We start from the raw sequence: 24,122 nt of genomic DNA, 5'->3' as shown, positions 1-24,122 counted from the left end.
TAGCGGCCTTGGCGGCAGAAGTGGGTCTGGGTGACCACCTCTCCCGCAAGTCGGGTGAACTGAGCCATGGCCAAAAGCAATGGCTGGAAATCGCGATGCTGCTGGCGCAGGAACCGCGTCTGTTGCTGGTCGATGAACCCGCAGCCGGGATGACGCTGGCAGAACGCGAACGGACCACCGCCCTGTTGGTCGATATCGCCCGAACCCGCGCTATCGTGGTGGTTGAACATGACATGGAATTTGTCCGCCGGCTGAATTGCCGGGTGACAGTGCTGCATGAAGGCAGGGTTCTGGCCGAAGGGTCGCTGGATCATGTGACGCGCAATCAGGATGTGATCGACGTTTATCTGGGGCGGGGATGATGCTGAAAACCACAGGGCTGACGCTGCACTACGGCGGGTCGCAAATCCTGCACGGCATCGACTTCGAGGCGAAGGCCGGCGAAGTGACCTGCATCATGGGCACCAACGGGGTCGGCAAGACCAGTTTTCTCAAGGCGCTTGCCGGCACGCATCTGCGCTCCGGTGGTGTGGTCGAGATTGCGGGCGAACGGATCGGGCGTCTGCAGCCACAACAGATGGTACGGCATGGACTGGCCATTGTGCCTCAGGGGCGGATGATCTTTCCGCTGCTGACCGTCAGGGAAAACATGGAAACCGCCTTTGCCTTGCTGCCAAGGTCTGACTGGAAGATCCCGGCAGAAATCTTTGATCTGTTTCCTGTGCTGCGCGACATGATCAACCGGCGTGGCGGCGATCTGTCCGGTGGCCAGCAACAGCAATTGGCCATCGCAAGGGCAATGATTCTAAAGCCGAAAATCCTGCTGCTGGACGAACCAACAGAGGGGATTCAACCCAACATCATTCAACAGATCGGCAAAGTGATCGAGTATCTGAAGGCCAGCGGCAACATCGCGATTGTGCTGGTGGAACAGTATTTCGATTTCGCCTACGCGCTGGCGGACCAGTTCTATGTGCTAAAGCGCGGGGCGGTTTCCCTGTCAGGCCGTGCCAGCGCGTTCGAACGATCCGCCCTGCGCGCCGAGGTTTCCGTCTGATCTTGCGCCGCTGGTGACGGACAAAGATTAAGAAACCCTGAACGGCGTTCTCTAACCCTTTGATTTACATGGGGCGGGCGTTTTGTCCACGCGTGGACACCGCAAAACAAAACCCCGGCCACATGGACCGGGGTTTTCAAGATCGTTGAAAGATCACCGACGCCGGCCGGTGTCCTCCTCCTCGTCATCATCATCATCGCCTTGCGGCAGATTGAAAAAGCTCTCTGCGTCCGAGAAATCGCCCGCGGCTTCCTTTTCCTCATCGCCAAAGACCTCAAGCCCGGTCAGCGGCTCCGGCATCTTCGGCTCAGGCGCCATGCCCAGCGACTGCTCGGTCGACACCAGCTTGCGCCGCTCATCGTCCGACATGACCACCCCCTCGGCAGCCTTCTTGCGCGACGCAGCCTGCACCGCCGCATCCAGCTCGGTCTGGCGGCACAGCCCCAAAGCAACCGGATCGATCGGCGTGATGTTCGAGATGTTCCAGTGGCTCCGCTCGCGGATCGACAGGATCGTCGGCTTGGTCGTGCCCACCAGCTTGCCAATCGCCCCGTCGCTGAGTTCCGGATGGAACTTCACCAGCCACAAGATCGCCGCTGGCCGGTCCTGTCGTTTCGACAGCGGCGTATACCGTGGCCCGCGCCGCTTTTCCTCGCCCACAGCCGCCGCGTTGAACTTGAGCTTCATGTGGTACATCGGGTCGCGTTGCGCCCGGTCGATCTCGATCATGTCGAGCTGGTTGTTGGCGATCGGGTCAAACCCCTTCACACCGCTGGCCACATCGCCATCGGCAATCCCCTGCACCTCAAGCTCATGCATCCCGCAGAAATCCGCGACCTGCTGGAAGGTCAGGGTCGTGTTGTCCACCAGCCAGACTGCGGTGGCCTTTGCCATGAGCGGCTTCGACATCGGATCACTCCTTTACAAATCTCTCCCGGGCCGGGAAAACGGCGGCGGGCGAGGCCCGCGAGTTCCACGTTTTCTGGGAATTCATCGCCCATATAGGCCCTCAACAGATAAAGGGGAAGCGAAAATGCGCCATCTCATCCTGACCCTCGCAGCATTGTGCTGGGCAGGTGCGGCGCGGGCCGAAGGCGAGGCGGCGGGGGAATTCGACTATTACGTGATGTCCCTGTCCTGGTCTTCCGCGTGGTGTGCGCTTGAGGGCGACGCGCGGGATGATCCGCAATGCGATGCGGGGCGAGGGCTGACCTTTGTGCTGCATGGGCTTTGGCCACAATTCGAGGCAGGCTGGCCCGCTTATTGCCGCACGGTGGAGCGTGATCCCTCGCGTGCCGAGACTGCGGCGATGGCCGATATCATGGGGGGTGCTGGGCCCGCCTTCTACCAGTGGAAAAAGCATGGCCGGTGTGCGGGGCTGTCTTCCGCTGACTATTTCCAAACCGCGCGGGCCGCCTATGACAGCATTGCCATTCCAGACCTGTTCAAACAGGTGTCGCGCGACCTGACTTTGCCCGCAAGTGTCATCGAAGCGGCGTTTCTGGACAGCAACCCGGACCTTTCGCCGGATCAGATCACCATCACTTGCGACGACGGCCTGATCCAGGAGGCGCGGATTTGCCTGACAAAGGCGCTGGAACCCCAGCGCTGTGGATCGGACGTGATCCGCGATTGCAGACTGTCTGACGCTGTTCTTGAAGCGGTGCGGTGAAAGTGGCGGGATCGGCAAAGACAATACAAGACTGTGTGGGGAAGGTCGAAAAACAGCTTTCGTTCAATGCTCGGTGCCGGAAGGACGAGGGTTATGCCGTCCGGCTAAAGTTTGGATCAAAACTCCGATCCCGCCTGACAACAGATTTAGCAAAGCGGCGCAGATTTTGCGCGTGAAGAAACCGTTAATCCGGTGACCTAGCGTCAATTGCGCGAGTCGTCGTTATTGTTCCACCTTCATCACGATCTTGCCCACATGCCCCGGCGCCTCGATTCGCCAGTGTGCAGCGGGGGCATCAGTCAGCGGGTATTCGCTGTCGAACACCACTTTGAGCGCGCCGCGCGCAACCATCGGCCAGACATATGTTTCGACAGCCTCAGCGATCCTGGCCTTGGCCAGATCAGATTGCGGGCGCAGGGTGGAGCCGGTGATCAGCAAGCGACGCATCATCACTTCGGCAAAGTTGATCTCGGCTTTGGGGCCCTGCAGGAAGGCAATCTGTACCAGCCTGCCATCATCGGCCAGCGCCTTGATATTCCTTTCGATGTAAGGACCGCCAACCATGTCGAGGATCAGGTTCGCGCCGCCTTCGGCCTTCAACGCGGCGGTGAAGTCGCCCGTCCGGTAGTTGATTGCCTGTTCCGCGCCAAGGTCGGTGCACACAGCGCATTTTTCATCTGTTCCCGCGGTGGCAAACACCCGCGCACCCAACGCATGCGCAATCTGGATCGCGGTGGTGCCAATGCCCGATGTGCCGCCGTGCACCAAGAACCGCTCGCCCGCAGTTAAGCCGCCGCGCATCACGACATTGGACCAAACGGTAAAGCAGGTCTCTGGCAAGCAGGCGGCATCGCGCATCGAGAGTCCGGGTGGAATCGGCAGGGCGTGGGCTGCCGGGGTGGCCACATATTCAGCATAGCCACCCCCTGGCAGCAAAGCGCAGACCTTATCGCCAATCTTCCACCGGGTTACGCCGGGACCTACTTCAACAACGGTGCCGGAACATTCCAGCCCCGGCAGCGGCGAGGCTGAGGCTGGAGGCGCATAGGCGCCAGCGCGTTGCAGCGCGTCAGGCCGGTTCACCCCGGCATAGGCGACCCGGATGATGATCTGCCCATGGCCCGGCACCGGCACCGGAACGGACACCGGTTTCAACACGTCAGGACCACCCGGGGCCGAGATTTCCATGGCGAGCATGCTGTGAGACAAGGTCATTGGCAAAGGGCCTTTCTGGGCAACGGCATCAGCGCAAGATCAAGACTACGGACGGCCGGGAAGATTGTCCGGCAGTTTTGGCGCGCGAACCCTTTCCAGAATCTTTAAGGGTCCGTTGAACAATGCTTTTCCCAGTGGATTCTCACGCAAGCTGGCCTTCAGCTTTTCAAACTGCATGACCTGCTCAATTCGCCTGTCCAGGAATTCCCAGGTGGCCTGCGTGTCCAGACTGCCGTCACCCAGCCAGTACAGCACAGTCGACCCGTAAACTGCCGAAAGCGTGCCCCGCTTGGTGTACCAGTTGATGTCGTTGGAGGTATCGCCCAACGCCGTCCAGATCTTGTCGGTTGTGCTCCAGATCGCCTTGGCGCCGTCGGCCGCGTGTTGGGGCAACGAGAACAGCGTCGTTCCCCGGCGGACCAGTTCCTTGTCCGCCAACTCCAGCCGGGTGCGCACGCCCGTGGCAATCCGGTCCCGAAAGCGCAGGGCAGAAAGGTCCATCGCGGCAAGACGTGCCACCATCTCTGCGTCGCCGCGTGCGTGGTAGGCCAACGCCAGATCAACGCCGCCGCGCGGAAACAGGGCGCGGGCAAGGCCATCTGCCACCCCCGAATCGGCAATTGCCGCGCGCAGGGTCACGTCGGACCAGCCATCAAACGGCACATGCACGATGGCGGCATCCAGAATCAGGTCTTTCGGGCTGTCATTGGTCATGGAAAACGTCCTTTTACCCGCGCGGTAGACAAGCCGCGCCTCGTTTGTTATAGGCGCGATGCCTGCACAAGTCAGTGCAACTTTAACCTAGGAAGGTGGTGACAACCACATGCAGGTCAGCGTCCGCGACAATAACGTCGAACAGGCCCTCCGTGCCCTGAAGAAAAAACTTCAGCGCGAAGGTGTGTTTCGGGAAATGAAGCTCAAGCAACATTTCGAGAAGCCCTCCGTCAAGAAGGCCCGCGAACAAGCCGAAGCCGTGCGCCGTTCGCGCAAGCTAGCGCGCAAGAAGCTTCAGCGTGAAGGCGGTCTGTAAGACGTCAAGCGCAAGCTGGGGTAGCGATACCCACCCGATCAACCCCCGTCCGTGAGGCCGGGGGTTTTTCAATTCACACCGCCAGCGCCGTGGTCTTGACCACCGTGCGCAGGGCAAAGCTGGACTGCATCTGCCGAACCCCAGGCAGACGCGACAGGTGCTGACGATGGATGCGGGCAAAGTCTTCTGTGTCTTCGGCCATGATCTTCAAGAGGTAGTCCGCCGTTCCCGCCATCAGATGGCATTCCAGCAGATCCGGCACCCGCGCCACCTCGCGCTCGAACGCGTCAAGCAGGTCTTCGGCTTGGCTTTGCAGCGTGATCTCGACGAAAACCGTCGTCAGCCGGCCCATCTTGCGGGCGTCCAGCAGCGCCACATACGCCGCGATGTACCCGTCTTCCTCCAGCCGCTGCACCCGGCGATGGCAGGCCGAAGGCGACAGGTTCACCAACTCCGACAGCTCGGCATTGGTGATGCGACCGTCCTTTTGCAGAACGGTCAGGATACGGCGGTCTGTTGCGTCAAGATCCATGGTGTTGGTGATTTCTTCGATGAAAGGGCCAATCTACGACAGAACCTATGCCAATGTGCCGCTTCAGTCACTCAGAATTCAAAGCATTTGCTGAGGGAAGAGACAACACTGGTCCAATCGGGGCTTGCCGCCCCCTAGGGAGAAAACAATGAAAATCGGTTGCCCGAAAGAGATCAAGCCGCAGGAATTCCGCGTGGGGATGACCCCGGATGCGGCGCGTGAGGCCGTTGCACACGGCCATTCCGTGATGATCGAGACCAAGGCTGGCTTGGGTGCCGGGTTCGCCGATGCTGACTACGTAGCCGCTGGCGCGCAGATCGTGGACACCGCTGAAGAGGTGTTTGCCAAGGCCGACATGATTGTCAAAGTCAAAGAGCCGCAGGCCGTAGAACGCAAACGCCTGCGCGAGGGGCAGGTGCTGTTCACCTATCTTCACCTTGCGCCGGATCCAGAGCAGACCAACGATCTGCTGGCCAGCGGCGTCACTGCCATTGCATACGAAACGGTGACAGATGACCGTGGTGGCCTGCCGCTGTTGGCGCCGATGTCCGAAGTGGCCGGCCGTCTGGCACCGCAGGTCGGCGCCTGGACCTTGCAAAAGGCCAACGGCGGGCGCGGCGTTCTGCTCGGCGGCGTGCCGGGCGTGTTGCCCGCGAAGGTTCTGGTTATTGGGGGGGGCGTGGTGGGCACGCACGCGGCCAAGGTGGCTGCGGGAATGGGCGCGGATGTGACCGTCCTTGACCGGTCGATCAACCGGTTGCGCTATCTTGATGACGTGTTCGGCGGAAGTTTCAAGAACGCCTATGCCAGCGCTGGCAACACAATCACCCTGGCACGCGAGGCCGATTTGATCATCGGCGCAGTGCTGATCCCCGGTGCTGCGGCGCCAAAACTGATCTCGCGCGCGCAATTGAAAGAGCTGAAGCCCGGCGCGGCGCTGGTGGACGTAGCGATTGACCAAGGCGGTTGCTTCGAGACGTCCCGCGCCACCACTCATCAGGACCCGATCTATGATGTGGACGGCATCATGCACTACTGCGTCGCCAACATGCCGGGCGCGGTCGCGCGCACCTCGACCCTTGCTTTGGGCAACGCAACGATGCCTTTCATGCTGGCGCTGGCCGACAAGGGCTGGAAGAAAGCCTGCGCTGAGGACAAGCACCTGCTTGCGGGCCTCAACACCCACAAAGGCAAGCTGACCTATGCAGCGGTCGGCGCGGCACTCGGCCTGCCGGTCATCTTGGCAACCGAAGCGCTGGCCATGTGATTCATGCAGAAGGCCCCCGAAAGCATCGCGGGCCTTCTGTTCCATTCGGCGAAAGTTTACTTCTTCAACGCCACAAGAATGTCCTTCAACAGGTCCACTTCCGACGGACCGGCCGGTGCGGCAGGCGCTTCGGCCTTTTTCGGCATGATCCGGTTCATGAACTTGATCAACATGAAGACCACAAACGCAATGATCACGAAGTTGATGATCGCGGTAATGAAAGCACCGTAGGCAAACACCGCCGCGCCGGAGTCTTTCGCTGCTGCCAGCGAGGCAGGATTGGTCCCCGACAAATCGAGGAACATGTCCGAAAAGTTGACGCCGCCAAGGATCAGACCGATGATCGGGTTGATCAAATCGCCAACCAGGCTGTTGACGATGGCCGTGAAGGCCGCGCCGATGATGATACCGACCGCCAGGTCCATCACGTTGCCTTTGGAGATAAACTCCTTGAATTCATTTAGCATTTCACGATTCCCTTTTTTTCTCTGCTTTGGCGAGCAGATGTTTGTTCGCATGGGCGCACAGCCCCGCATCAACCATCGCACAGCGTTAAGCACTTTCGCAGGGGAAATTTTCACCTACTTTCGCAGAATGACGAACAAAGGAACGCATTGTGACCGCACTCACCGACTATGCCATCACGCGCAAATGGCCCCCCGTCGACGCCGAAGCGATCCAGCTCTATTCGCTGCCCACGCCAAACGGTGTCAAAGTTTCCATTGCGCTTGAAGAGATGGGCCTGCCCTACGACGCCCATCTGGTCAGCTTCGCAACCAATGATCAGATGAGCCCCGAATTCCTCAGCCTGAACCCCAACAACAAGATTCCTGCGATCATCGATCCGCATGGGCCGGACGGCAAGCCGCTGGCGCTTTTTGAAAGCGGGGCGATCCTGATCTATCTTGCCGAAAAATCGGGAAAGCTGATGCCGCAGGCCATTCGCTGGCAAGTGTTGCAGTGGTTGATGTTTCAAATGGGTGGTGTCGGCCCGATGTTCGGTCAGCTGGGCTACTTTCACCATTTCGCGGGCAAGGACATCTCCGATCCGCGCCCGAAAGAACGTTATCGCGCCGAAGCCGAGCGTTTGCTGAAGGTTCTTGACGCGGCGCTGCAGGGCAAGGATTGGCTGGTAGACGAATTCACCATCGCCGACATCGCTGTTGCGCCATGGCTGCGCACTTTGCGTGACTTCTACGGCGCGGCCGACATTGTTGGCTGGGGGCAGTTGAAGAACGTGCCCGGCTATCTCGACCGGTTTCTAGAACGGCCAGCAGTCCAGCGCGGACTGGTGAAACCTGCGCGGGTCTGAAGGGCCCAGAACGGCACGGCCCCGACCCGTCAGGGCCACCGTCATGTTCATTGGGAGGCGTTTCTCCCTTTCCGGGCAGGCACCTAATTCACCAGAAACTCCGCATGCAGCGCGCCGGCGGCATTGATGCTTTTCAGGATGTCGATCATGTCATGGGGCGCGACACCCAAGGCGTTCAGCCCGGCAACCACTTCCGCCAGACTGGTGCCGCCCGCCACTTCGGCGAGGCCACTGCCGCCTTTGCCAATCTCGGCACGCGATCTTGGCACGACCACGGTTTCGCCCTCGCTGAACGGGTTGGGCTGTATCACCATCGGGCTTTCCTCGATCCTCAGCGTCAGGTTCCCCTGCGCGACGGCGACCCGGCTGATCCGCACATCCTGTCCCATCACGATGGTGCCGGAGCGTTGGTCCACAACCACGCGCGCCCGGGTTTCAGGCTCCACCAGAACGCCCTCGATCCTACTGATCACATGCGCGGGCGAGCGCATGTTGGCGGCGGCGATGTCGATTGCGACAGTGCCGGAATCAAGCATCTGCGCAATCCCGCGCCCGAATTCCTTATTCACGGCGCGCTCAATGCGCTCGGCGGTCGTGAAATCGGCGTTCTTCAGGGCCATCCGCAGCACGGTTAGCCCGGCGAAGTCGAACTCCACCTCCCGCTCCACCCGTGCGCCGGACGGGATAACTCCTGCAGTCGGTACACCCTGTACGACGCGGGCAGCATCCCCCTCGGCGGCGATGCCACCGGCGATGATCGTGCCTTGGGCCACAGCATATATCTGCCCGTCCGCCCCGTTTAGCGGGGTCATGATCAGGGTGCCGCCCAGCAGGCTTTTCGCGTCGCCAATCGCGGAAACGGTCACATCGATGCGCCCGCCCGACCGGGAAAAGGCCGGAAGCGCTGCCGTGACGAACACGGCGGCGACGTTCTTTGGCCGGTACTGCTCGCCCGCGACATTGACGCCCAGCCGTTCCAGCAGATTGGACATGATCTCTTCGGTGAACGGCGCGTTGCGAATACCATCGCCGGTGCCGTTGAGGCCCACCACAAGGCCGTAGCCGACCAGATCGTTGCCACGGACGCCGTCGAATTCGACCAGATCCTTGATCCGGATCGGTTCGGCGATGGCCGCGGTTGCGCAAAGGAAGACGGCAAGGATCAGTCTGATCATCGGATGTACTCGGCCAGGCTGAGGCGTGAAACGCGGGAGGTGATGAGGTAGAGCGATTCCAATTGGCCCTGCACTTCTTTCAGCCGGATGGAGGCGTCATACGGATCGACGGAGGCAATTTCGGAGCGTGCGATCTTCAAAGCGCTGTCTTCAGCGGAGTTGCGCGTCTTTGCGCCTTCGATCTGTGCTTCGACGGTGCCTATCCTTGCGGCCAGCAGCGCGCGTTTGTCTTCGCTGTTGTGCAGCATCAGACCGGCGCGCTGGGCGATATCGGCGCGTGTGCTTTGCTGTCCGGACATCAACCCCAGGTCCAGCAGCGCCCCCATCGCCAAGCCCGCAAGTGTGTCGCGGAACGCGGGGTCAAGGGCGGTGACCGACAGGTCAGCCGTCTCACCCGCTGCAATCGGGATCGGGCTTGCCGCCGCGCCGCCCTGATAGAACGCATCGTAACCGCCCGGCGCGGTGAACCAGGTTCGTACCGCAGCCTCGACATCGTTCGCTGTGGTGGCGCCGGACACTGCCGTCTGCAATGCGGTCAACAGATCATCCGCGCTGCCCAGCGGTGTCTGGTCGGATTCCACCCCACTGAACAAGGACCGCCCGGAAACCTGCGTGTTCATCGCAGCCATTGCGGTGCCAAGCCGGGCCCGCGCTTCGGCAGCAGCGGCATTGACCTGGGTTGGGGTTGTCAGACTGGCCGACCGCATAAGCGAGGTTGCAACCTCGCTTGAGATATCGGCCATGGTTCCCATAACCGTCTGGATCGATTGTGAAAAGAACGCCACATCCGCCGTGGTGCTGCGATAGCCTGCCAGCCGCGCGAGGCTGGCGTCGATTGCGGCGAGGGGCGAGAAATCCCCGCGAACCCCGGCGCCCAGATCAGATTGCCTGCCGGTCACCACCTCTGTACTGGCGCGCTGCACCTCACCTTTCAGAAAGGCACCCTGTCGTTGCAGGATCGAGGTCAGGCTGGCATCGCCCACCGACATCCGGCTCATGATCCGAGCCCGATCAGCGTTTTGATCATGTCATTCACGGTTTGGATCACCCTTGCATTGGCGGCGTAGTTCTTTTCGATGACCAGCAGCATCTGCAGTTCCTGATCGGTGTCGACGCCGCCCTGCTTTTCAAGGTCGGTCAAGGCGGTCAGGCGTGCGGCGGAAAAACTTGCGTCGCTGTCAGCGTTCAACCTGCGTGCCGACGCATCGGAAAGGATATCGGCGGCAAGGCTGGCAAAACTGCGGGATCCGGCGACAAAGCCACCCGAAGACAGCGGCTGCTGGCCCGTCAGCGCCAGTTTCAGGCTGCCAAGCAGGCTCGCATTGCCCGGCGGACCTTGGGTTGTGGCCCCCAGTCCGTCGCGCAAGCGGTACAGGGCACCGCCCTGTGCTGGATCGGCGGCGGCGTTCATCGCAATGCGCCCAGCAAGGCCCACCTCGTTCACCGGCAGGAAGGCGGCACCCTGATCGGTGAACAGACCTGGCGCTCCGGGCGCCACGGTCGGATCCAGCCCAGCCGCCGAAAATCGTTCGACCAGATCGCGCGCCATGGCATCAAGCTTGCCCTGGGCGGCCACCGCAAGATCATCGCGGAGCGCAAACAGCCCTGCGAGCCGGCCACCTAGAACCGGGCTGGTGGCACCACCGGTGGCCACCGGGCGGCCATTGACCTCCAGCCCCGACAGCCCGCCAGAGGCGATGGTCATTTCAGGAGTGATGGTGCTGGTGGGCGAAAAGCTGAAGCTGGCTGGCGGGCCGTCAAGCAGGGTAACCCCGCCAGTGGTGAACAGCGCGACCTGGTTCATGCCGCGCGGCACTTCCCGCAGCGGCACGATTGCTGAAATCGAATCGATGATCTGCTGGCGCTGGTCCATCAGGGCCGAGACGTCATAGCCCGCGCCGGTAAAGCTCTGCAGTTCGGCATTCAGCTGATAGATCCGCTTCAGCGAGGTGTTAAGCGTGTCGACCTCTGATGCGATTTGCCGGTCTGCGGTGACACGGGCTTGCTGGATGTCATCGCTGGCCTGGGTCAGACCGCCGGCCAGGGATCGCGCGGCACTTGCCACAAGCGCAAGCCGCGCTTCCGCATCGGGCCGGCTTGCCGCCTCGATCAGCGATTGGTCAAACTCGGCAATTCGCGCGCCAAGCGATCCGGCGATGTCGGGTGTGCCAATCGCCGTTTCAACCTGGCCCAGAAAACCGGCGGTCAGGCCACGTTCGCCATCATTGGCTTGCGACAGGCGGCGTTCGTTGATCAGGTATTGGTCGACATCCCGGCTGACACCGATCACGGCCACACCTTGACCGGTGCCAGCCAGCACCGCCGCGCCAAGCTGAACCTCGCGGCGGGCATAGCCGGGGGTCGTGGCGTTGGCGACGTTGGAGGACAGCACCTCGGCCTGCCGCGATGTGGCAGAAAGGCCGGTCAGCGCGCTGGACAAGGCAGAGGTGATGCTCATGGCGCAGCCCCCTTAACGCTTGATGTTCGTGGTTTCCTGCAACATCTCATCCACCGTCTGAATGACCTTGGCGTTGGATGAATAGGCGCGCTGGGTCTGGATCAGCGCGGTCAATTCCGCGGCGACGTCGGTCTTGGACCCTTCGCGTGAGAAGCCTTCGATCGATCCCGTTGGCCCGGTCTTGGCATCCCACAGCAGGAACGAGCCGGAATCGGGCGAAACCTGGTAGGTCTGGTTGCTGAGCGACAAAAGCCCGTTGGGGTTCGGTACATCGATCAGCGGCACCTGATACAAACGCCGGGTCAGGCCAGTGTCGTAGGTGGCGTTGACAAAACCATTCTGATCCACCTCAACCGAGGTCAGATTGCCAACCGGCGAGCCGTTCTTGGTGATGGAGGACGGGGCGAAAATGTCTGACAACTGGGTCAGGCCGTCCGGATCGCCCAGGCTGCCGATTTCCACGCTCATCGGGCCACCTGCGACCGTCAGGCTCAGGGTGCCGTCGGCTGGATTGTAGGCCCCGCCCGACACCACCGCGACCGAAGCCAGAGTGCCGCCAGCGCCGCGCGTTGCGTCAAAAGTCAGTGTGTATTCTCCGATCAGGGCGTTGCCGGACGCGGAGTCCCGAACCTGCATCGTCCATTGGTTCGATGCACCAGTTGCTGGAACGGTGGGGATGAAGGTCACCTGAAGCGTCTCGGAAAGCCCGAGGTTGCCAAAGTATTCCACCGACAGCGGCGGCGGCACGGCGGTTGACCCAGCCACGGTTTGCGTTGCGGGCAGGTTTACCCCAAGCTTGATCGCGTCGGTCGGATTGCCGGTCATCTGGGTGCTGTTGATCACGATCGGCTCGAGGCCGGATACCGTGTCGCGCGGGAAGGATGGGATCGTGCCATCCGGGTTTGCGGGCCAACCCATCAGCACCAGCCCGCTGTCCGTCTTCAGAACACCGTCGGCATCTGGGCGAAAGCTGCCGGTCCGCGTCATCAGCAACGGCGCATCGGCACCATTGGCACCCATTGCGGCATCCTGAATCACCGGCAGGAACCCGCGGCCCGCAATCGCAAGATCAAGCGCGTTGGCGGTGCCCACCAGATCACCCCGCTCCTCGATCAACCGCGTCGTGGAAGCCCTGACCCCACCCGCCGAATAAGACCCTGCCCCCCGCGATCCGGTGATCACCAGGTTGGAAAACTCGGTCGAGGCGCGCTTGTAGCCGTAGGTGCCTGAATTGGCGATGTTGTCGGAAATCGCGGCAAGGCGGGTCGCGTTTGCATTCAAACCGGCCACGCCCGCACTAAGCGAGGAGGAAATTGTCATGTGAAAGCGCCTTTCTGATGCTTCGACTCCTGATCAGGCGAAGCTGCACCGGGCGACTTAAGATTGACCTAACAGATAAAGTTTTACCGTTTCTGTCAGCGATCCCGCCTGAGAAGAATGATTTCCAGCCGGTTGTTGCGGATCGACGCCGGATCCGGGGTTGCGGCTTTGCGGTCGGCAAAGCCTGAAACGCGCTGAACTCGGCCTTCCTCGATGCCTGCGCCGACCAGCATGACCCGCATCGCTTCGGAACGGGCAGCAGACAGATCCCAGATCGGACTGTCGATCAGCGTCACTGGATAAGACCGGACATGGCCGTTCACCGCGATCTCGTTGGTCGTCAGGTTCAGCACCTCGGCCAGCAGATCGGCGATGGCTTTGGCGACCGGCAAGGCAACGCCGCTCTCCCCCTCGAAAAGCGGGGCTCCTTCGACATCGAAAATCTCGATGACCAAGCCTTCGTCGGTCACGCGCGTAACTACATGGCGCAGCATCTGCTCCATGGTATTGCTCTCGCCGCCCCGTGCCATAAGGGCAGTCTCCACCGCCTCCAATTCCGCCTGGGCCTTTTCGTCGCCGGAACTGCTGTCGTCCGATGTGGTTGCCGACGCGTCGCTTTTGTTGTTGCTGGCACCGGTGCCCGTCTTGACCAAGGTTTCCTCGGAAAACACCGAGTCGCCACCAAACACTCCATCGCCACCGCCCGAGATGCGGTTCACCGGGATCGTCGGATTGAAGTAATCCGACAACCCTTTGCGTTGCTTTTCCGTTGTCGCGTTCAACAGCCACATCAACAGGAAGAATGCCATCATGGCGGTCACAAAGTCGGCGTAGGCTACTTTCCACGCCCCGCCGTGGTGCCCCCCGGCGACAATGATCTTCTTCCGTTTGATGATGACTGGCGCGGCGTTACCCTGACCGGCCATCCCACATCACCCAATTCTCACACCCAAACCGATGGATAGCAGACCAGCGTTTACAGCCGCTTAATCTTCGGGGTTTTATGGAAGAGCCGTAGTTTGAACACAGTCGGCGATCAGTCGGGCGATGACAGAGCCATGGCAAAAAGCGCGGCCAGCCGGGCCTGGCCCGCACGATAGGCGTCAAGGCTGGTGGCCGCGAATTTCAGGCCCTTCAGAGCCGCGTTCAGCGTCTCCGACATCTCGTCTGCGGTCCCGACCCCCGGCGCTAACCGGTGCCGTTTCAGGAAAGCCGCCAGAACTTCCGTCATCCGCACCTCGCCTGCTTCGGCGATATCGGCTGCCAGACTGAACCCCGCATCCAGAAGCTCCCGCCCGTGCGGGGTTCCCAGAACCACATCCATGAACTTGCCGTCCTTGGCCACGAAGGCCGCGTGCAGCGCCTCCGCCGGGCTCCGGCCGGGCATGTTCAGCGCTCTCTCCATGTCACGGATAGTGTTGTTGAAATGGCGTTCGGTCAGCGACCGGAAAATGTCTTCCTTGTTGCTGAAATGCAGATAGAGGGCGCTGCGCGACATCCCCGCGCCACGGGCGATGTCGTCCATTGTGGTGCGCCGGAATCCGTAGGCCGCAAAGGCATGGAACGCCGCGTTGAGGATCATCTCCTGCTTGTCGGCAAATGCGTCCGTCTGTGTCATGCTGACAGCGTGACGAAGGCCACCTCATTTGTCAATTGACACTATGACATTTTGCACGCAATTTGTCATAGTGATCAGGAGGGCCCGATGCCGACAACCTTTACTCTTAATGGCCGCCGCGAGACGGTCGATCTTCCCGCCGACATGCCGCTCCTGTGGGTGCTGCGCGACGGGCTGAATCTGACCGGGACGAAGTATGGCTGCGGGGTCGCGGCTTGCGGCGCCTGCACCGTGCATCTGAACGGCGAAGCGGTGCGGTCCTGCCAGACGCCGCTCGGCGATGTCGAAGGGGTCGAGATCACCACCATCGAGGGCTTGGGCACGCCCGAGGCGCTGCATGCCGTACAGGCCGCCTGGATCGAGCTGCAGGTGGCGCAATGCGGCTACTGCCAGTCCGGCCAGATCATGCAGGCGACGGCCCTGCTGGCCACCAACCCCGCGCCAACCGGAGCCGAGATCGACGAGGCAATGGACGGCAATCTTTGCCGCTGCGGCACCTATCCCCGGATTCGCGCCGCTGTCGCCCTCGCCGCCCAGAAACTGCAGGAGGTCTGAGATGTCGCGCCTTGGCACCATCGCCCGCCGGACCTTCCTCATCGGCTCCGCCGCCATCGCCGGGGGCGTGGCCTTCGGCTGGTACAGGTATCGCCGCCCTTACCCGAACCCGATCGCCGGTGCCGGGATCGCCGCGCTGACGCCCTATGTTCTGATCGAGGCGACTGGCGTCACCATCATCGCCCCTCGGGCCGAGATGGGGCAGGGCATCCACACCACGCTGGCCGCCCTCGTCGCCGAAGAGCTGGACATGGCCTGGGAGGATGTGACCGTCATCCACGGCCCCGCGTCGCACGCCTATTACAACGCGGCGGCGCTGGAGGACGGTGTGCCCTTTGCGCCAACGGATCACGGCTGGCTGGCCGAAACCGCGCGCGGTGCGATGGACGTTCCAGCAAAATTCCTCGGGATTCAGCTTACCGGGGGGTCAACCTCGGTCCCCGACGCATTCGAGAAGATGCGCGCGGCAGGCGCCATGGCAAGGGTCGCGCTTGTGGCGGCGGCTGCCCGGCGGCTCGGGCTCGACCCTGCGGTGCTGAAAACCGAAGCAGGGGCAGTCGTCACCCCGGATGGCACGCGCCTCGCCTATACCGATCTGGCGGTCGAGGCCGCGTCGGTGGACCTGCCCGATGTTCCGCCGTTGCGTGACCGGAAAGACTGGAAGCTTCTCGGCAAGACCCTGCCGCGCAAGGACGTCCCCGGCAAATCCACCGGCACGGCCACCTTCACGGGTGACATCCGCCTGCCCGGCATGAAATTCGCCACCGTCCGGATGAACCCCGGCCTCGGCGGTGCGATGACCGGTTACGACAGTGCCGCTGCCGAGGCGATGCCCGGCGTGGAGCGGGTGATCTCGCTCGGGGATGGCGTCGCGGTCATCGCCTCGAACACCTGGCTCGCCATTCAGGCGGCGGATGTGATCGCCTTCGACTGGGCTCCCGCCCCCTACCCGGCCAACACGGCCGAGATGGCGGCGCAAATGGCGGCCTCCTTCAGCGATGAGGCGCAGGACGCCCGTCCCCGCAATGACGGCGACGTGGAAGCCGCTCTGGCCGCGGGCACTCCTTGGGAGGCGGAATACTCCGTCCCCCATCTCGCCCATGCCACGATGGAACCGATGAGCGCCATCGCCTGGCTCCATGACGGGATGGTGGAGGTCTGGACTGGCACGCAGACCCCGACACTGGCACGCTCCGCCGCAGCCGAAACTGCCGGAGTCGAAACCGACAAGGTCGAGATTCACACCCAGCTGATGGGCGGCGGTTTTGGACGGCGGGCCGAGGTGGACACGGTTCGCCAGGCCGTCGCCATTGCCAAGGCGATGGAAGGCACGCCCGTCCTCCTAAGCTGGACGCGCGAAGAAGACATGACCCATGACATGTACCGCCCGATGGCCATGGGCCGGGTGCGCGCAACCGTCACCGAGGGGGCGATCACTGCGTTCGACTTCGCGACCGCTGCCACCTCGACCATCGAATCCATGGCGGGCCGGCTTGGCTTTCCCGCCCTCGGACCTGACGCCACAATCCTGCAAGCGGCGTGGGAACAGCCCTATGCCTTCCCGAACTACCGCGTAACCGGCTACCGCGCGCCAAAAACCGTTCCCGTCGGTTTCTGGCGTTCCGTAGGGGCGTCGCAAAACGCGTTCTTCCACGACAGCGCAATGGATGAACTTGCGCATTTGGCGGGTGTCGATCCGTTGCTGTTTCGAATGCGCCAGATGAACCACACACCGTCAATCAAGGTGATGGAAGCGGTGGCCGAGATGTCGAACTGGGGCATCACGCCTCCGGGTCGGGCGCGTGGGTTGGCCTTTGCGATTGCCTTTGGGGTGCCGACTGCCGAGGTGATCGAAGTTGAAAACACCGACAGCGGCATTCGCCTGACCGGGGCCTGGATCGCGGCCGATGTCGGCATAGCGCTTGATCCCGGCAACATCGAGGCGCAGCTCTCTGGCGCTATGATCTATGGCCTTTCCGCAGCTATGAACGGGGAAATCACCTTCACAGATGGCCGCGTCGACCAGCAGAACTTTTGGGACTACGAGCCGATGCGCCTGCGACAGTGCCCGCCTATCGCAGTGCGTATCCTGGAAAGCGGCGGTCCCATTCGCGGAGTGGGGGAACCAGGCACCCCACCTGCTGCCCCCGCTTTGGCCAACGCGATCTTCGCGTTGACCGGCACCCGTCATCGCAGCCTGCCCTTGAAGTCAGCCGTGACTTTCGCCTGACGTTCCGGCCAACATCAGCACCCGTGCCTCATGCGCCTTCAGCGTCGGGCGTGCGTCAACAATGGCGATCTGTGCCGTTGCGAGTTCGGGGAACAGCCCCAAGATCTCGTCGCGCTGCCTGCTTTCAAACGAATTGACCATGGCCATTGCCGGTTGGAAGCTTTCGCTCCACAGCCCGTCAGACAGAATGACTTCGTGCCGGTCAAACAGCACGTGAACATAGATCACGCCCTCGGCCGGGCTTTCCCGCCTGACCCCGTTCATGCCCACCAAATGCTTGACGGCAAACAAAAGCTCCGGCTCGGCGAACAAAAGCTCCGCTCGCGCCCCGCAGACCAGCACACGGTGCTGCGGCGACAGTGCCATGTCGCGCGTCGGTTCTTGTGGGCCAAGGGCACCACGGGCAATGAACACAGGGCGCATTTGCGGCTTGGCCCGCAAGTCCCCTGCAGAAAGGTGCCGCGCGCCTACCCAGCGCACCGGCTGCAATCCATGGTCCCTGGTCCATACCAGATCACCTGCTTGCAACGCCTCCACCCGAATCTCGCCGTGCTCCGTCGCGATCATCGTGCCGCTTGTGAAACAGGGAATGAGGTTCTCAATCTCGGTGAACTCTAGGGTGCCAGCCACAGCGCCAAGGGCGTCAAAGAATGTAACGATACCGCTCTGTTTGTCCGCTGAAGTGTAGACGATATCAGTCCGGGCCCAGCCGTACCCGCGAAGGTCGAGCGTGTCGACATCGTCACCGCCGGATCCACCGTCGACGGACTCACCTGTGGCCGCATCGCCATCAAGGACGAAGAACGTATCCCGATCATCACCGCCAAAAAGCGCATCCCTACCAACGCCGCCATACAACGAGTCATTGCCGGACTCGCCATCAATCGTGTCGTTCCCGTCGCCACCGAAGACCGTGTCATTGTTGCTGCCGACCCAGACCCTGTCGTTGCCGGCACCGCCAAAGACAAGGTTGCTCCCGGCAAGTTGTGTACCCGGTTCGTCATCTATCACGTCATCGCCGTCGCCACCCTGGACGGTATCATCACCGGCGCCAAAGTTGATCGTGTCGTCGCCGGAATCGCCGATGATGCTGTCGTTGCCGGACCCACCGGTCAGACTGTCAGAGCCGGTTCCGCCATCCATCGTGTCGTTGCCGGATCCACCATCGAGGGTGTCGCTGTCTGCCCCGCCAAACATCCGGTCATCGCCCAAACCGCCATCCAGCGTGTCGGCACCATCGTTGCCGCTAAGGCTGTCAGCGTCATAGCCGCCATACAGCGCGTCATTCCCCAATCCGCCGATCAGCGTATCAAGCCCGGTTCCGCCAAACAGCTGGTCATTCCCGGTTCCGCCATCGATTGAATCATTATCAGCGTCGCCGTTCAGCGTGTCATTGCCGCCGTTGCCAAGAATGGTGTCGTTTCCCGCGCCGCCGGAAATGCTGTCGTTCCCGTCAACTTGTCCAGGAACAGTCGGTGGCACGCCAATCAAGGGAGAGGTCGCGAGGTTTGGAGATCCGGTGATCCCAGGCCCCGCAATCGTGGCGCTCATCACGTTCTCTCGTAAGTTCTCCCAGTAGTAGACTTCTATTGAATAAGTCTGTCCGCCAGCAAGGTTGACCGAGCCAGATCTCGTAGTGGCGGCCTGATGGAAATCGTTGTTCAGGTTAAAGACAATGGCGCCGGTGGAATCACGAATGATAATCCGCGACCCATCATCTGATCTTGTTGAAAAGGTGTAGCTGCCAGTGCTGCTGATGTTCAGCGTAGATTGGTAGACGACACCAAAGTCGTCCTGGTTGGTCCCTTGAGCGGTATTTGCCAGTGTGTTGCGCAGCGCCAGAACGTCGAAGTCGTCGACATAGCCGGTGCCCCGCAGGGTTCCTGAGGTGATGGTACTTGTCTGGTTGTTGGCAGATGTGAAATCGCGGGTATAGACCCCGTATTGCCACTGGCCAGCCAGCGGTGCATCGCCGGAAAGCACATCGTTGCCGTCAAGTCCGGTGATGACATCGTTTCCACCACCGCCTGACAGCGAGTCTGCACTCGTCGTTCCGGTTATCGTGGTGTTGCCAGAAGTTGCTGGATTTGTACTTGAATTCTCAGCCATAAGCACGACGCCTTCAGATTACACATACGAGCACAAAACGACTCTCACGCAGATCAAGTTGGCTTTGTGTACGCCTTCTGCACAGAACGCTTGTTCCAAGCAAGCACAACGGAATTTTATTGGCGAATGTATGGCGCGCAAAAGCCTTTGAAAGTTGACAGCGTGGTACCGGCAAGACCCTGCCTAAAGGTGCGGCACGCGCAGGAAGAAACAGTGCCGTGCCGCGTTCAACCGAAAGTGGAATGATCGAGGCGAAGAACGCCGCCGCCACAGCATCCGCCGGTCGGACCTGACGCCCCTATGCAACGCGCCCGTGTCACACGATCCGCTGCCCCGCCCGCCAGACCCCCTTCAACGTCCAGTCCTGTCCCAGATGAACCATATCGGCCACCCGTCCGGGCAACAGGTGCCCAAGCTCACCCTCTCGTCCCAGACAGGCCGCCGGACGCGACGTGGCCATGCCAAGCGCCACCTCTGGCGCAATGCCAACCTGCTCGACCATCACCTTCACCGCTTGCGGCAAAGTCAGATCCGCCCCCGCCAAGGTGCCATCATCCAGCGTCAAACGCCCGTCGCTCCGCAAAATGCGCCGTCCGCCCAAGCGGATCTCGGATGCATCCGATCCCGCAAATGCCATCGCGTCCGACACCAGAAACATCCCCTCCGGTTTCGCCTTCATTGCCAGACGAATGACTGCCGGGTCCACATGAATGCCGTCCGCGATCAGCCCCGCAAACACCGGCGCGCTCAGCGCAGCCCCCACCAGACCGGGCTCCCGGCTGGTCAGCTGGCTCATTGCGTTGAACAGATGCGTCACGCAGCCAGCCCCGGCAGCAAAGGCCGCCATCGCCGCCGCATGACCAGCTTGCGTATGGCCAAGCGACACAATCACTCCAGCCGCCATAAGTCGCCCGATTTGCTCGGCCGTTACCGCTTCGGGTGCCAGCGTGATCATCAGCGACGGTAACTCCCGCGCCGCTGCCAGATATTGGGCAAGGTCCGCCTCATCCATCGGGCGGATCAACCGTGCGTCATGCGCGCCGTTGCGGTTTGGGTCAAGGTGCGGCCCTTCCAGATGCAGGCCCAGAAACCCCGGCACGCCGCGCCGTGCAGCCTCAACACCAGCCGCAATCACTGCTGCGGTTGCGTCGGCGGTATCTGTGATCAGCGTTGGCAGAAGGCCCGTGGCCCCCAACCGCGCATGGCTGGCACAGATCATGGTGATCGTTGCGGCATCCGTCGCTGCATCCACCATCCGGCCACCGCCGCCGTTCACCTGCAGATCGATGAACCCGGGCGCAAGGATGCCGTCGCCCAGATCAATCACTGCGCCGCCCGCTTGCGGTTCGGCGACCAGCCCATCCACCACGCACAATTGCGCGCCCGTCTGCAGGCGGGTCCCGTCAAACACCGCCGCCGCCTTGAAAAGCTGTCCCATCGCGCCCGCCCCCGCTGTCCGTGCGAATGCCTACCCCGGACAAATCCACGACCGCCGGTTTCGTTCGCCGCGGATCATTGCATCATTTGACCCCGTGCAGACAGCTTCAACAGCTTTTTTCCGGGCCGAATGAATAATCCCGCGACCCAAAGCGTTAGCTTCCCGATGGCGCAATCCGGTGGCAACACCTCGGCGCCAGCCTGGTTGCAGATCCATACTTTCGACCACGTCATAGGACACCACTTACATGATCAACACTCACTTTTCCGCTGTAGCGATGGGCGCAACCCTCAGCGCCGCAGCCTTGTCTTTCGCAAGACATTCTACCGGCACAAACCCGCTCAATTTTCGGGCTAAGGGTTTGCTTTGCCACAATATGCCTCTCGACATCACACTCTGCCGGTTGTAGGTGCACATGGGGCAGGGGCATCCATTTATGGTCCCAGCCGCTTTGGCCGAAACCTGCGTATTGTCGCCGGCTCGACCATCGCTCTTCCTCGTAGCGTCCCAACGCGATGACCATGGCAGGGGAATGCCAGCAGTGACCGAGCAGACGGACTTGTCGAAAGACCTAGTGCGACTTTTGCCGCGCCTGCGCCGGTTTGCGCTGACCCTTGCCCGCAACCCCGACGACGGCGATGATCTGGTTCAGGCCGCTTGCGAACGGGCCATCGCGCGCGCGTCGCAGTGGCAGCCCGGCTCCCGCCTGGACAGCTGGCTCTTCACCATGATGCGCAACATCTGGGTGTCGGAGATGCGCAGCCGCCGCGTGCGGCTTGGCCAAGGCCATATTGACGCCGCCGAGACCGACGAACTTGCTACCTTTGTTGGCCCTACCGATCACATCTACGGCAACCAGCTCGTCGCGATGATGATGTCGATGCCAGAAGGCCTAAGTGCTACCTTGCTATTGGTGTCGGTAGAAGGCCATTCCTACAATGAGGCGGCCGACATCCTCGATATTCCGGTTGGAACAGTGATGAGCCGGATGTCGCGGGCCAGAACGGCGATGAAGGACTTGTTGGCCAAGGCCGACGGAGTGACGGTTTGATGGGGATGAAGGCAGATCTTGCGACGCGCCTGAGCGCCTACCGCGACGGGGAGCTGCCTGAGGATGAGGCCCGCGTAATCGAGTCTTTGCTGGCCGATGACCCGCACGTCCAGGCCGAATATGACGCCATCCTGCGCGCCGATGATGCGGTGGCGCGCGCCTTCGCATCGATGCTCAACGATCCTGTCCCGGTTGCCCTGGCCCGCGCCGTTAGCCGCGCTGCGACGCCGGCGCAACCTGCTCCCACCCCGGCTGCCAACATTGCCCAGGTGCCACGCTGGGGCATGGGTCTTGCGGCGGCACTGGCGCTGTTGGCCATTGGCGGCGCAGGAGGAGCCTTCCTGTCGCGCAGCTTCGATCCCTCGCAGCAGGCGGTCGGCTGGCTTGATCATGTGGCCGAGTATCACCTCGTTTACGCCAGCCAGAAACGCCATCTGGTCGAGGTTCCCGCCTCCGATCTCGCCCATCTGCAAACCTGGCTGGCCAATATGACCATGGTCAATTTCGTCGTGCCGGATCTGACCGCCAGTGGCCTGACCTTTCAGGGTGCGCGGTTGCTTGTGGCTTCGGGCAAACCGGTGGCACAGCTGATGTACACCGACAAGCAAGGCCAGGTGATTGCCGTATGCTTCATGGCGGGTGGCGATGCGGCGCTGGGCGAAGCGCTCAGCCCGTTTGATACGCAGCACATCGGGACGCTCGACATGGTCAGCTGGAAAAGCAACGACGCCTCTTATGTTGTCGTCGGTCCGCACGGCAGGCCGGGGCTGGATGTGTTGGCAAAGGAAGCGGCGGTTTCGCTGTAACGCTGCTATTTGCGAGCGGCGTTCCACGCCCGCAACACCGTTCCCGCTGCATCCCCGGCAACTACGCCCAACAACACTTCGCCTTCGGCCCGCACGCAAAGAATGCTGTGGCCCTCTAGCAACGAGGTGCCCAGAACGGTGCAAACCGGATCATCTGGCGACAGTGCCACCTGATCCAACTGTTTGGCCAAAGCCTCGTACTCATCATCCAGAAAGCCTTGCAGATGTTGGACCATTTCGTCCAACCCGCCACTTTGCGGGTCGGCGGTGCCGGCTTGCACCAGCCATGCCAGAAGCCCCTCGCCCATCTCTGCCACGATCGTCGAAAGAAACCCCAACCGCTCCACCGGCGGAGGGGCAGCCTCGGCTTTCGCCCTGTCGTCTTCTGCGGTCTGGTTCAGGTCTACCCCAAGAACATCGGCAAGCAATGCGACTGGCAGACCCACGCTCATTCCCTCGCCGCCGCGCTCCGGCGGCTTGGCCAGCACTGACAGCGCGGTCTTGCCACCGGCAAACGCGACCAGCAATCCTGCCAGATCATCGCGATTGGCCTCACTCAGCACCTTCACGCCCAGGCAGCTCTCTGCCCCCTCCACGCCATTGGCATCAGTTACGCGCAGGATGCGCCTGCCGGCGACGTCCATCGTCAGGCTGGCCTTCCCATCGGCTTCAAACTGCAGGCTTCGGCCGAGTATTGTCTCATTCACCTCACGCAACAACGCCGCCAGTGGGTTGCCACCTTCAGCAGCGGCAATCATCCGCCGCCCGCCCGGTGCAAAGCGCGACGCCGCCTGCAGAACCTGCAAACGAGAGCGAATGGGACGCTTTGCTATCTTCAATGGCTTAACCGACCTTTGTGCCAGATCCATCATGCGCTCGCACTGATCGTTTCAAGTGTAGCACGGATTCTGGCCACAAACGCACCAAGGTCAAGGCCATGATCGCAGACGCAACATAGCACGTCATCAATCTGCGATTCCGACCGCATGAAAAGCCGAACACCCGTCGGTTCGATCATTATGGACCCATACGCGTCGCCGAATGCATCTGACGCAAGCGCGTTCATCGGGTCGCTAAACCCAATCTCGGCATCCTTGCACAGCTTTTCGAAGTACTCCTGCGTCAATGCTTCACCGCCAGCGCTGCACAGCACCATGCGCGACGTCATGTCGGCAAATGCCAGCACGCGCGCCTGCGGAAAGGCCTCGACGATCGACCTCAGTTCCTCGGCTATTGCCACCAGCTCACCCTTGACGTCCGCGAAGAACCTAGGTCCA

At 61.7% G+C, this 24,122-nt stretch carries 25 protein-coding genes; 10 read left to right on the top strand and 15 right to left on the bottom strand.

Features of this window, described 5'->3' with window-relative positions; genetic code table 11:
* Positions 1-362, top strand: a 362-nt coding sequence (locus tag RMO18_RS11340) for an ATP-binding cassette domain-containing protein (RefSeq protein ID WP_309666013.1), incomplete at its 5' end; no start/stop codon positions are given.
* Complete coding sequence (urtE, locus tag RMO18_RS11335) at positions 359-1,057, top strand: urea ABC transporter ATP-binding subunit UrtE (protein ID WP_309666012.1); 699 nt, start codon at positions 359-361, stop codon at positions 1,055-1,057. The genes RMO18_RS11340 and urtE, both read left to right, overlap by 4 nt.
* A gap of 153 nt (positions 1,058-1,210) precedes the next feature.
* Here the strand turns inward: urtE and RMO18_RS11330 are convergent, their stop codons facing one another.
* Entirely contained in the window at positions 1,211-1,966 is a 756-nt protein-coding gene (locus RMO18_RS11330; RefSeq protein ID WP_309666011.1) for a cell cycle transcriptional regulator TrcR, read from the bottom strand.
* Between the two features lie 124 nt (positions 1,967-2,090).
* Between RMO18_RS11330 and RMO18_RS11325 the strand changes: the two genes are divergently transcribed.
* Positions 2,091-2,729 (top strand): ribonuclease T2, encoded by a 639-nt coding sequence (locus tag RMO18_RS11325; protein ID WP_309666009.1) that lies wholly within the window; start codon positions 2,091-2,093, stop codon positions 2,727-2,729.
* A 222-nt stretch (positions 2,730-2,951) separates the two neighbouring features.
* Here RMO18_RS11325 and RMO18_RS11320 read toward each other — a convergent pair whose 3' ends face one another.
* Together RMO18_RS11320 and RMO18_RS11315 are read right to left on the bottom strand one after the other, a co-directional pair.
* The gene (locus tag RMO18_RS11320) at positions 2,952-3,926 is read right to left on the bottom strand and encodes an NAD(P)H-quinone oxidoreductase (RefSeq protein WP_405054053.1); all 975 of its coding nucleotides are present in this window, start codon (positions 3,924-3,926) and stop codon (positions 2,952-2,954) included.
* A 63-nt stretch (positions 3,927-3,989) separates the two neighbouring features.
* Positions 3,990-4,658 (bottom strand): COQ9 family protein, encoded by a 669-nt coding sequence (locus RMO18_RS11315; RefSeq protein ID WP_309666007.1) that lies wholly within the window; start codon positions 4,656-4,658, stop codon positions 3,990-3,992.
* 109 nt (positions 4,659-4,767) lie between these two features.
* Here RMO18_RS11315 and rpsU point away from each other — a divergent pair, with 109 nt between their 5' ends.
* Positions 4,768-4,974: a 30S ribosomal protein S21 gene (rpsU, locus tag RMO18_RS11310; protein WP_309666006.1), complete on the top strand. Its 207-nt coding sequence runs from the start codon at positions 4,768-4,770 to the stop codon at positions 4,972-4,974.
* A gap of 73 nt (positions 4,975-5,047) precedes the next feature.
* On the opposite strand, the gene RMO18_RS11305 is transcribed toward rpsU, so the two are convergent.
* Entirely contained in the window at positions 5,048-5,506 is a 459-nt protein-coding gene (locus RMO18_RS11305) for an Lrp/AsnC family transcriptional regulator (protein ID WP_309666004.1), read from the bottom strand.
* A gap of 148 nt (positions 5,507-5,654) precedes the next feature.
* On the opposite strand from RMO18_RS11305, the gene ald reads away from it, so the two are divergent.
* Entirely contained in the window at positions 5,655-6,773 is a 1,119-nt protein-coding gene (ald, locus tag RMO18_RS11300) for an alanine dehydrogenase (protein WP_309666003.1), read from the top strand.
* Positions 6,774-6,829: 56 nt separating this feature from the next.
* On the opposite strand, the gene mscL is transcribed toward ald, so the two are convergent.
* Positions 6,830-7,240 (bottom strand): large conductance mechanosensitive channel protein MscL, encoded by a 411-nt coding sequence (gene mscL, locus RMO18_RS11295; RefSeq protein WP_309666001.1) that lies wholly within the window; start codon positions 7,238-7,240, stop codon positions 6,830-6,832.
* A gap of 149 nt (positions 7,241-7,389) precedes the next feature.
* Here mscL and RMO18_RS11290 point away from each other — a divergent pair, with 149 nt between their 5' ends.
* The gene (locus RMO18_RS11290) at positions 7,390-8,085 is read left to right on the top strand and encodes a glutathione S-transferase N-terminal domain-containing protein (RefSeq protein ID WP_309665999.1); all 696 of its coding nucleotides are present in this window, start codon (positions 7,390-7,392) and stop codon (positions 8,083-8,085) included.
* Positions 8,086-8,168: 83 nt separating this feature from the next.
* Here the strand turns inward: RMO18_RS11290 and RMO18_RS11285 are convergent, their stop codons facing one another.
* The 6 genes from RMO18_RS11285 to RMO18_RS11260 form a co-directional block, all read right to left on the bottom strand.
* Complete coding sequence (locus RMO18_RS11285) at positions 8,169-9,260, bottom strand: flagellar basal body P-ring protein FlgI (RefSeq protein WP_309665998.1); 1,092 nt, start codon at positions 9,258-9,260, stop codon at positions 8,169-8,171.
* Complete coding sequence (locus RMO18_RS11280) at positions 9,257-10,258, bottom strand: flagellin (protein ID WP_309665997.1); 1,002 nt, start codon at positions 10,256-10,258, stop codon at positions 9,257-9,259. Before RMO18_RS11280 ends, RMO18_RS11285 begins: the two co-directional genes overlap by 4 nt.
* Entirely contained in the window at positions 10,255-11,718 is a 1,464-nt protein-coding gene (flgK, locus tag RMO18_RS11275; RefSeq protein WP_309665995.1) for a flagellar hook-associated protein FlgK, read from the bottom strand. The genes RMO18_RS11280 and flgK overlap by 4 nt, the downstream gene beginning before the upstream one ends.
* Positions 11,719-11,730: 12 nt before the next feature.
* The gene (locus RMO18_RS11270; protein ID WP_309665993.1) at positions 11,731-13,038 is read right to left on the bottom strand and encodes a flagellar hook-basal body complex protein; all 1,308 of its coding nucleotides are present in this window, start codon (positions 13,036-13,038) and stop codon (positions 11,731-11,733) included.
* 95 nt (positions 13,039-13,133) lie between these two features.
* Entirely contained in the window at positions 13,134-13,964 is an 831-nt protein-coding gene (locus tag RMO18_RS11265; protein WP_309665991.1) for a flagellar motor protein MotB, read from the bottom strand.
* Positions 13,965-14,074: 110 nt separating this feature from the next.
* Positions 14,075-14,656, bottom strand: a complete 582-nt coding sequence (locus tag RMO18_RS11260; protein WP_309665989.1) for a helix-turn-helix domain-containing protein — start codon at positions 14,654-14,656, stop codon at positions 14,075-14,077.
* Between the two features lie 87 nt (positions 14,657-14,743).
* Here RMO18_RS11260 and RMO18_RS11255 point away from each other — a divergent pair, with 87 nt between their 5' ends.
* Both RMO18_RS11255 and RMO18_RS11250 read left to right on the top strand, forming a co-directional pair.
* A complete protein-coding gene (locus RMO18_RS11255) occupies positions 14,744-15,211 on the top strand; it encodes a 2Fe-2S iron-sulfur cluster-binding protein (RefSeq protein WP_309665988.1) in 468 nt (155 codons plus the stop codon).
* 1 nt (position 15,212) lies between these two features.
* Positions 15,213-17,441, top strand: coding sequence for a molybdopterin cofactor-binding domain-containing protein (locus RMO18_RS11250; protein WP_309665986.1), 2,229 nt, complete (start codon positions 15,213-15,215; stop codon positions 17,439-17,441).
* Here the strand turns inward: RMO18_RS11250 and RMO18_RS11245 are convergent.
* On the bottom strand, positions 17,421-19,550 hold the full coding sequence (locus RMO18_RS11245) for a Hint domain-containing protein (protein WP_309665984.1): 2,130 nt from the start codon (positions 19,548-19,550) through the stop codon (positions 17,421-17,423). The genes RMO18_RS11250 and RMO18_RS11245 overlap by 21 nt on opposite strands.
* Positions 19,551-19,866: 316 nt before the next feature.
* The gene (gene nagA / locus RMO18_RS11240) at positions 19,867-20,988 is read right to left on the bottom strand and encodes an N-acetylglucosamine-6-phosphate deacetylase (RefSeq protein ID WP_309665982.1); all 1,122 of its coding nucleotides are present in this window, start codon (positions 20,986-20,988) and stop codon (positions 19,867-19,869) included.
* 541 nt (positions 20,989-21,529) lie between these two features.
* Here nagA and RMO18_RS11235 point away from each other — a divergent pair.
* Together RMO18_RS11235 and RMO18_RS11230 are read left to right on the top strand one after the other, a co-directional pair.
* The gene (locus RMO18_RS11235) at positions 21,530-22,039 is read left to right on the top strand and encodes an RNA polymerase sigma factor (RefSeq protein WP_309665980.1); all 510 of its coding nucleotides are present in this window, start codon (positions 21,530-21,532) and stop codon (positions 22,037-22,039) included.
* 5 nt (positions 22,040-22,044) lie between these two features.
* Positions 22,045-22,845, top strand: a complete 801-nt coding sequence (locus RMO18_RS11230) for an anti-sigma factor (RefSeq protein WP_309665977.1) — start codon at positions 22,045-22,047, stop codon at positions 22,843-22,845.
* Positions 22,846-22,850: 5 nt separating this feature from the next.
* Here the strand turns inward: RMO18_RS11230 and RMO18_RS11225 are convergent, their stop codons facing one another.
* The gene (locus RMO18_RS11225) at positions 22,851-23,651 is read right to left on the bottom strand and encodes a hypothetical protein (protein WP_309665975.1); all 801 of its coding nucleotides are present in this window, start codon (positions 23,649-23,651) and stop codon (positions 22,851-22,853) included.
* Between the two features lie 62 nt (positions 23,652-23,713).
* Entirely contained in the window at positions 23,714-24,085 is a 372-nt protein-coding gene (locus tag RMO18_RS11220) for a hypothetical protein (RefSeq protein WP_309665973.1), read from the bottom strand.
* Between the last annotated feature and the right edge of the window lie 37 nt (positions 24,086-24,122).

The organism is Tabrizicola sp., assembly GCF_031377265.1.
Classification (GTDB): domain Bacteria; phylum Pseudomonadota; class Alphaproteobacteria; order Rhodobacterales; family Rhodobacteraceae; genus JAUYQR01.
This window is presented reverse-complemented; position numbering and strand designations above follow the sequence as displayed.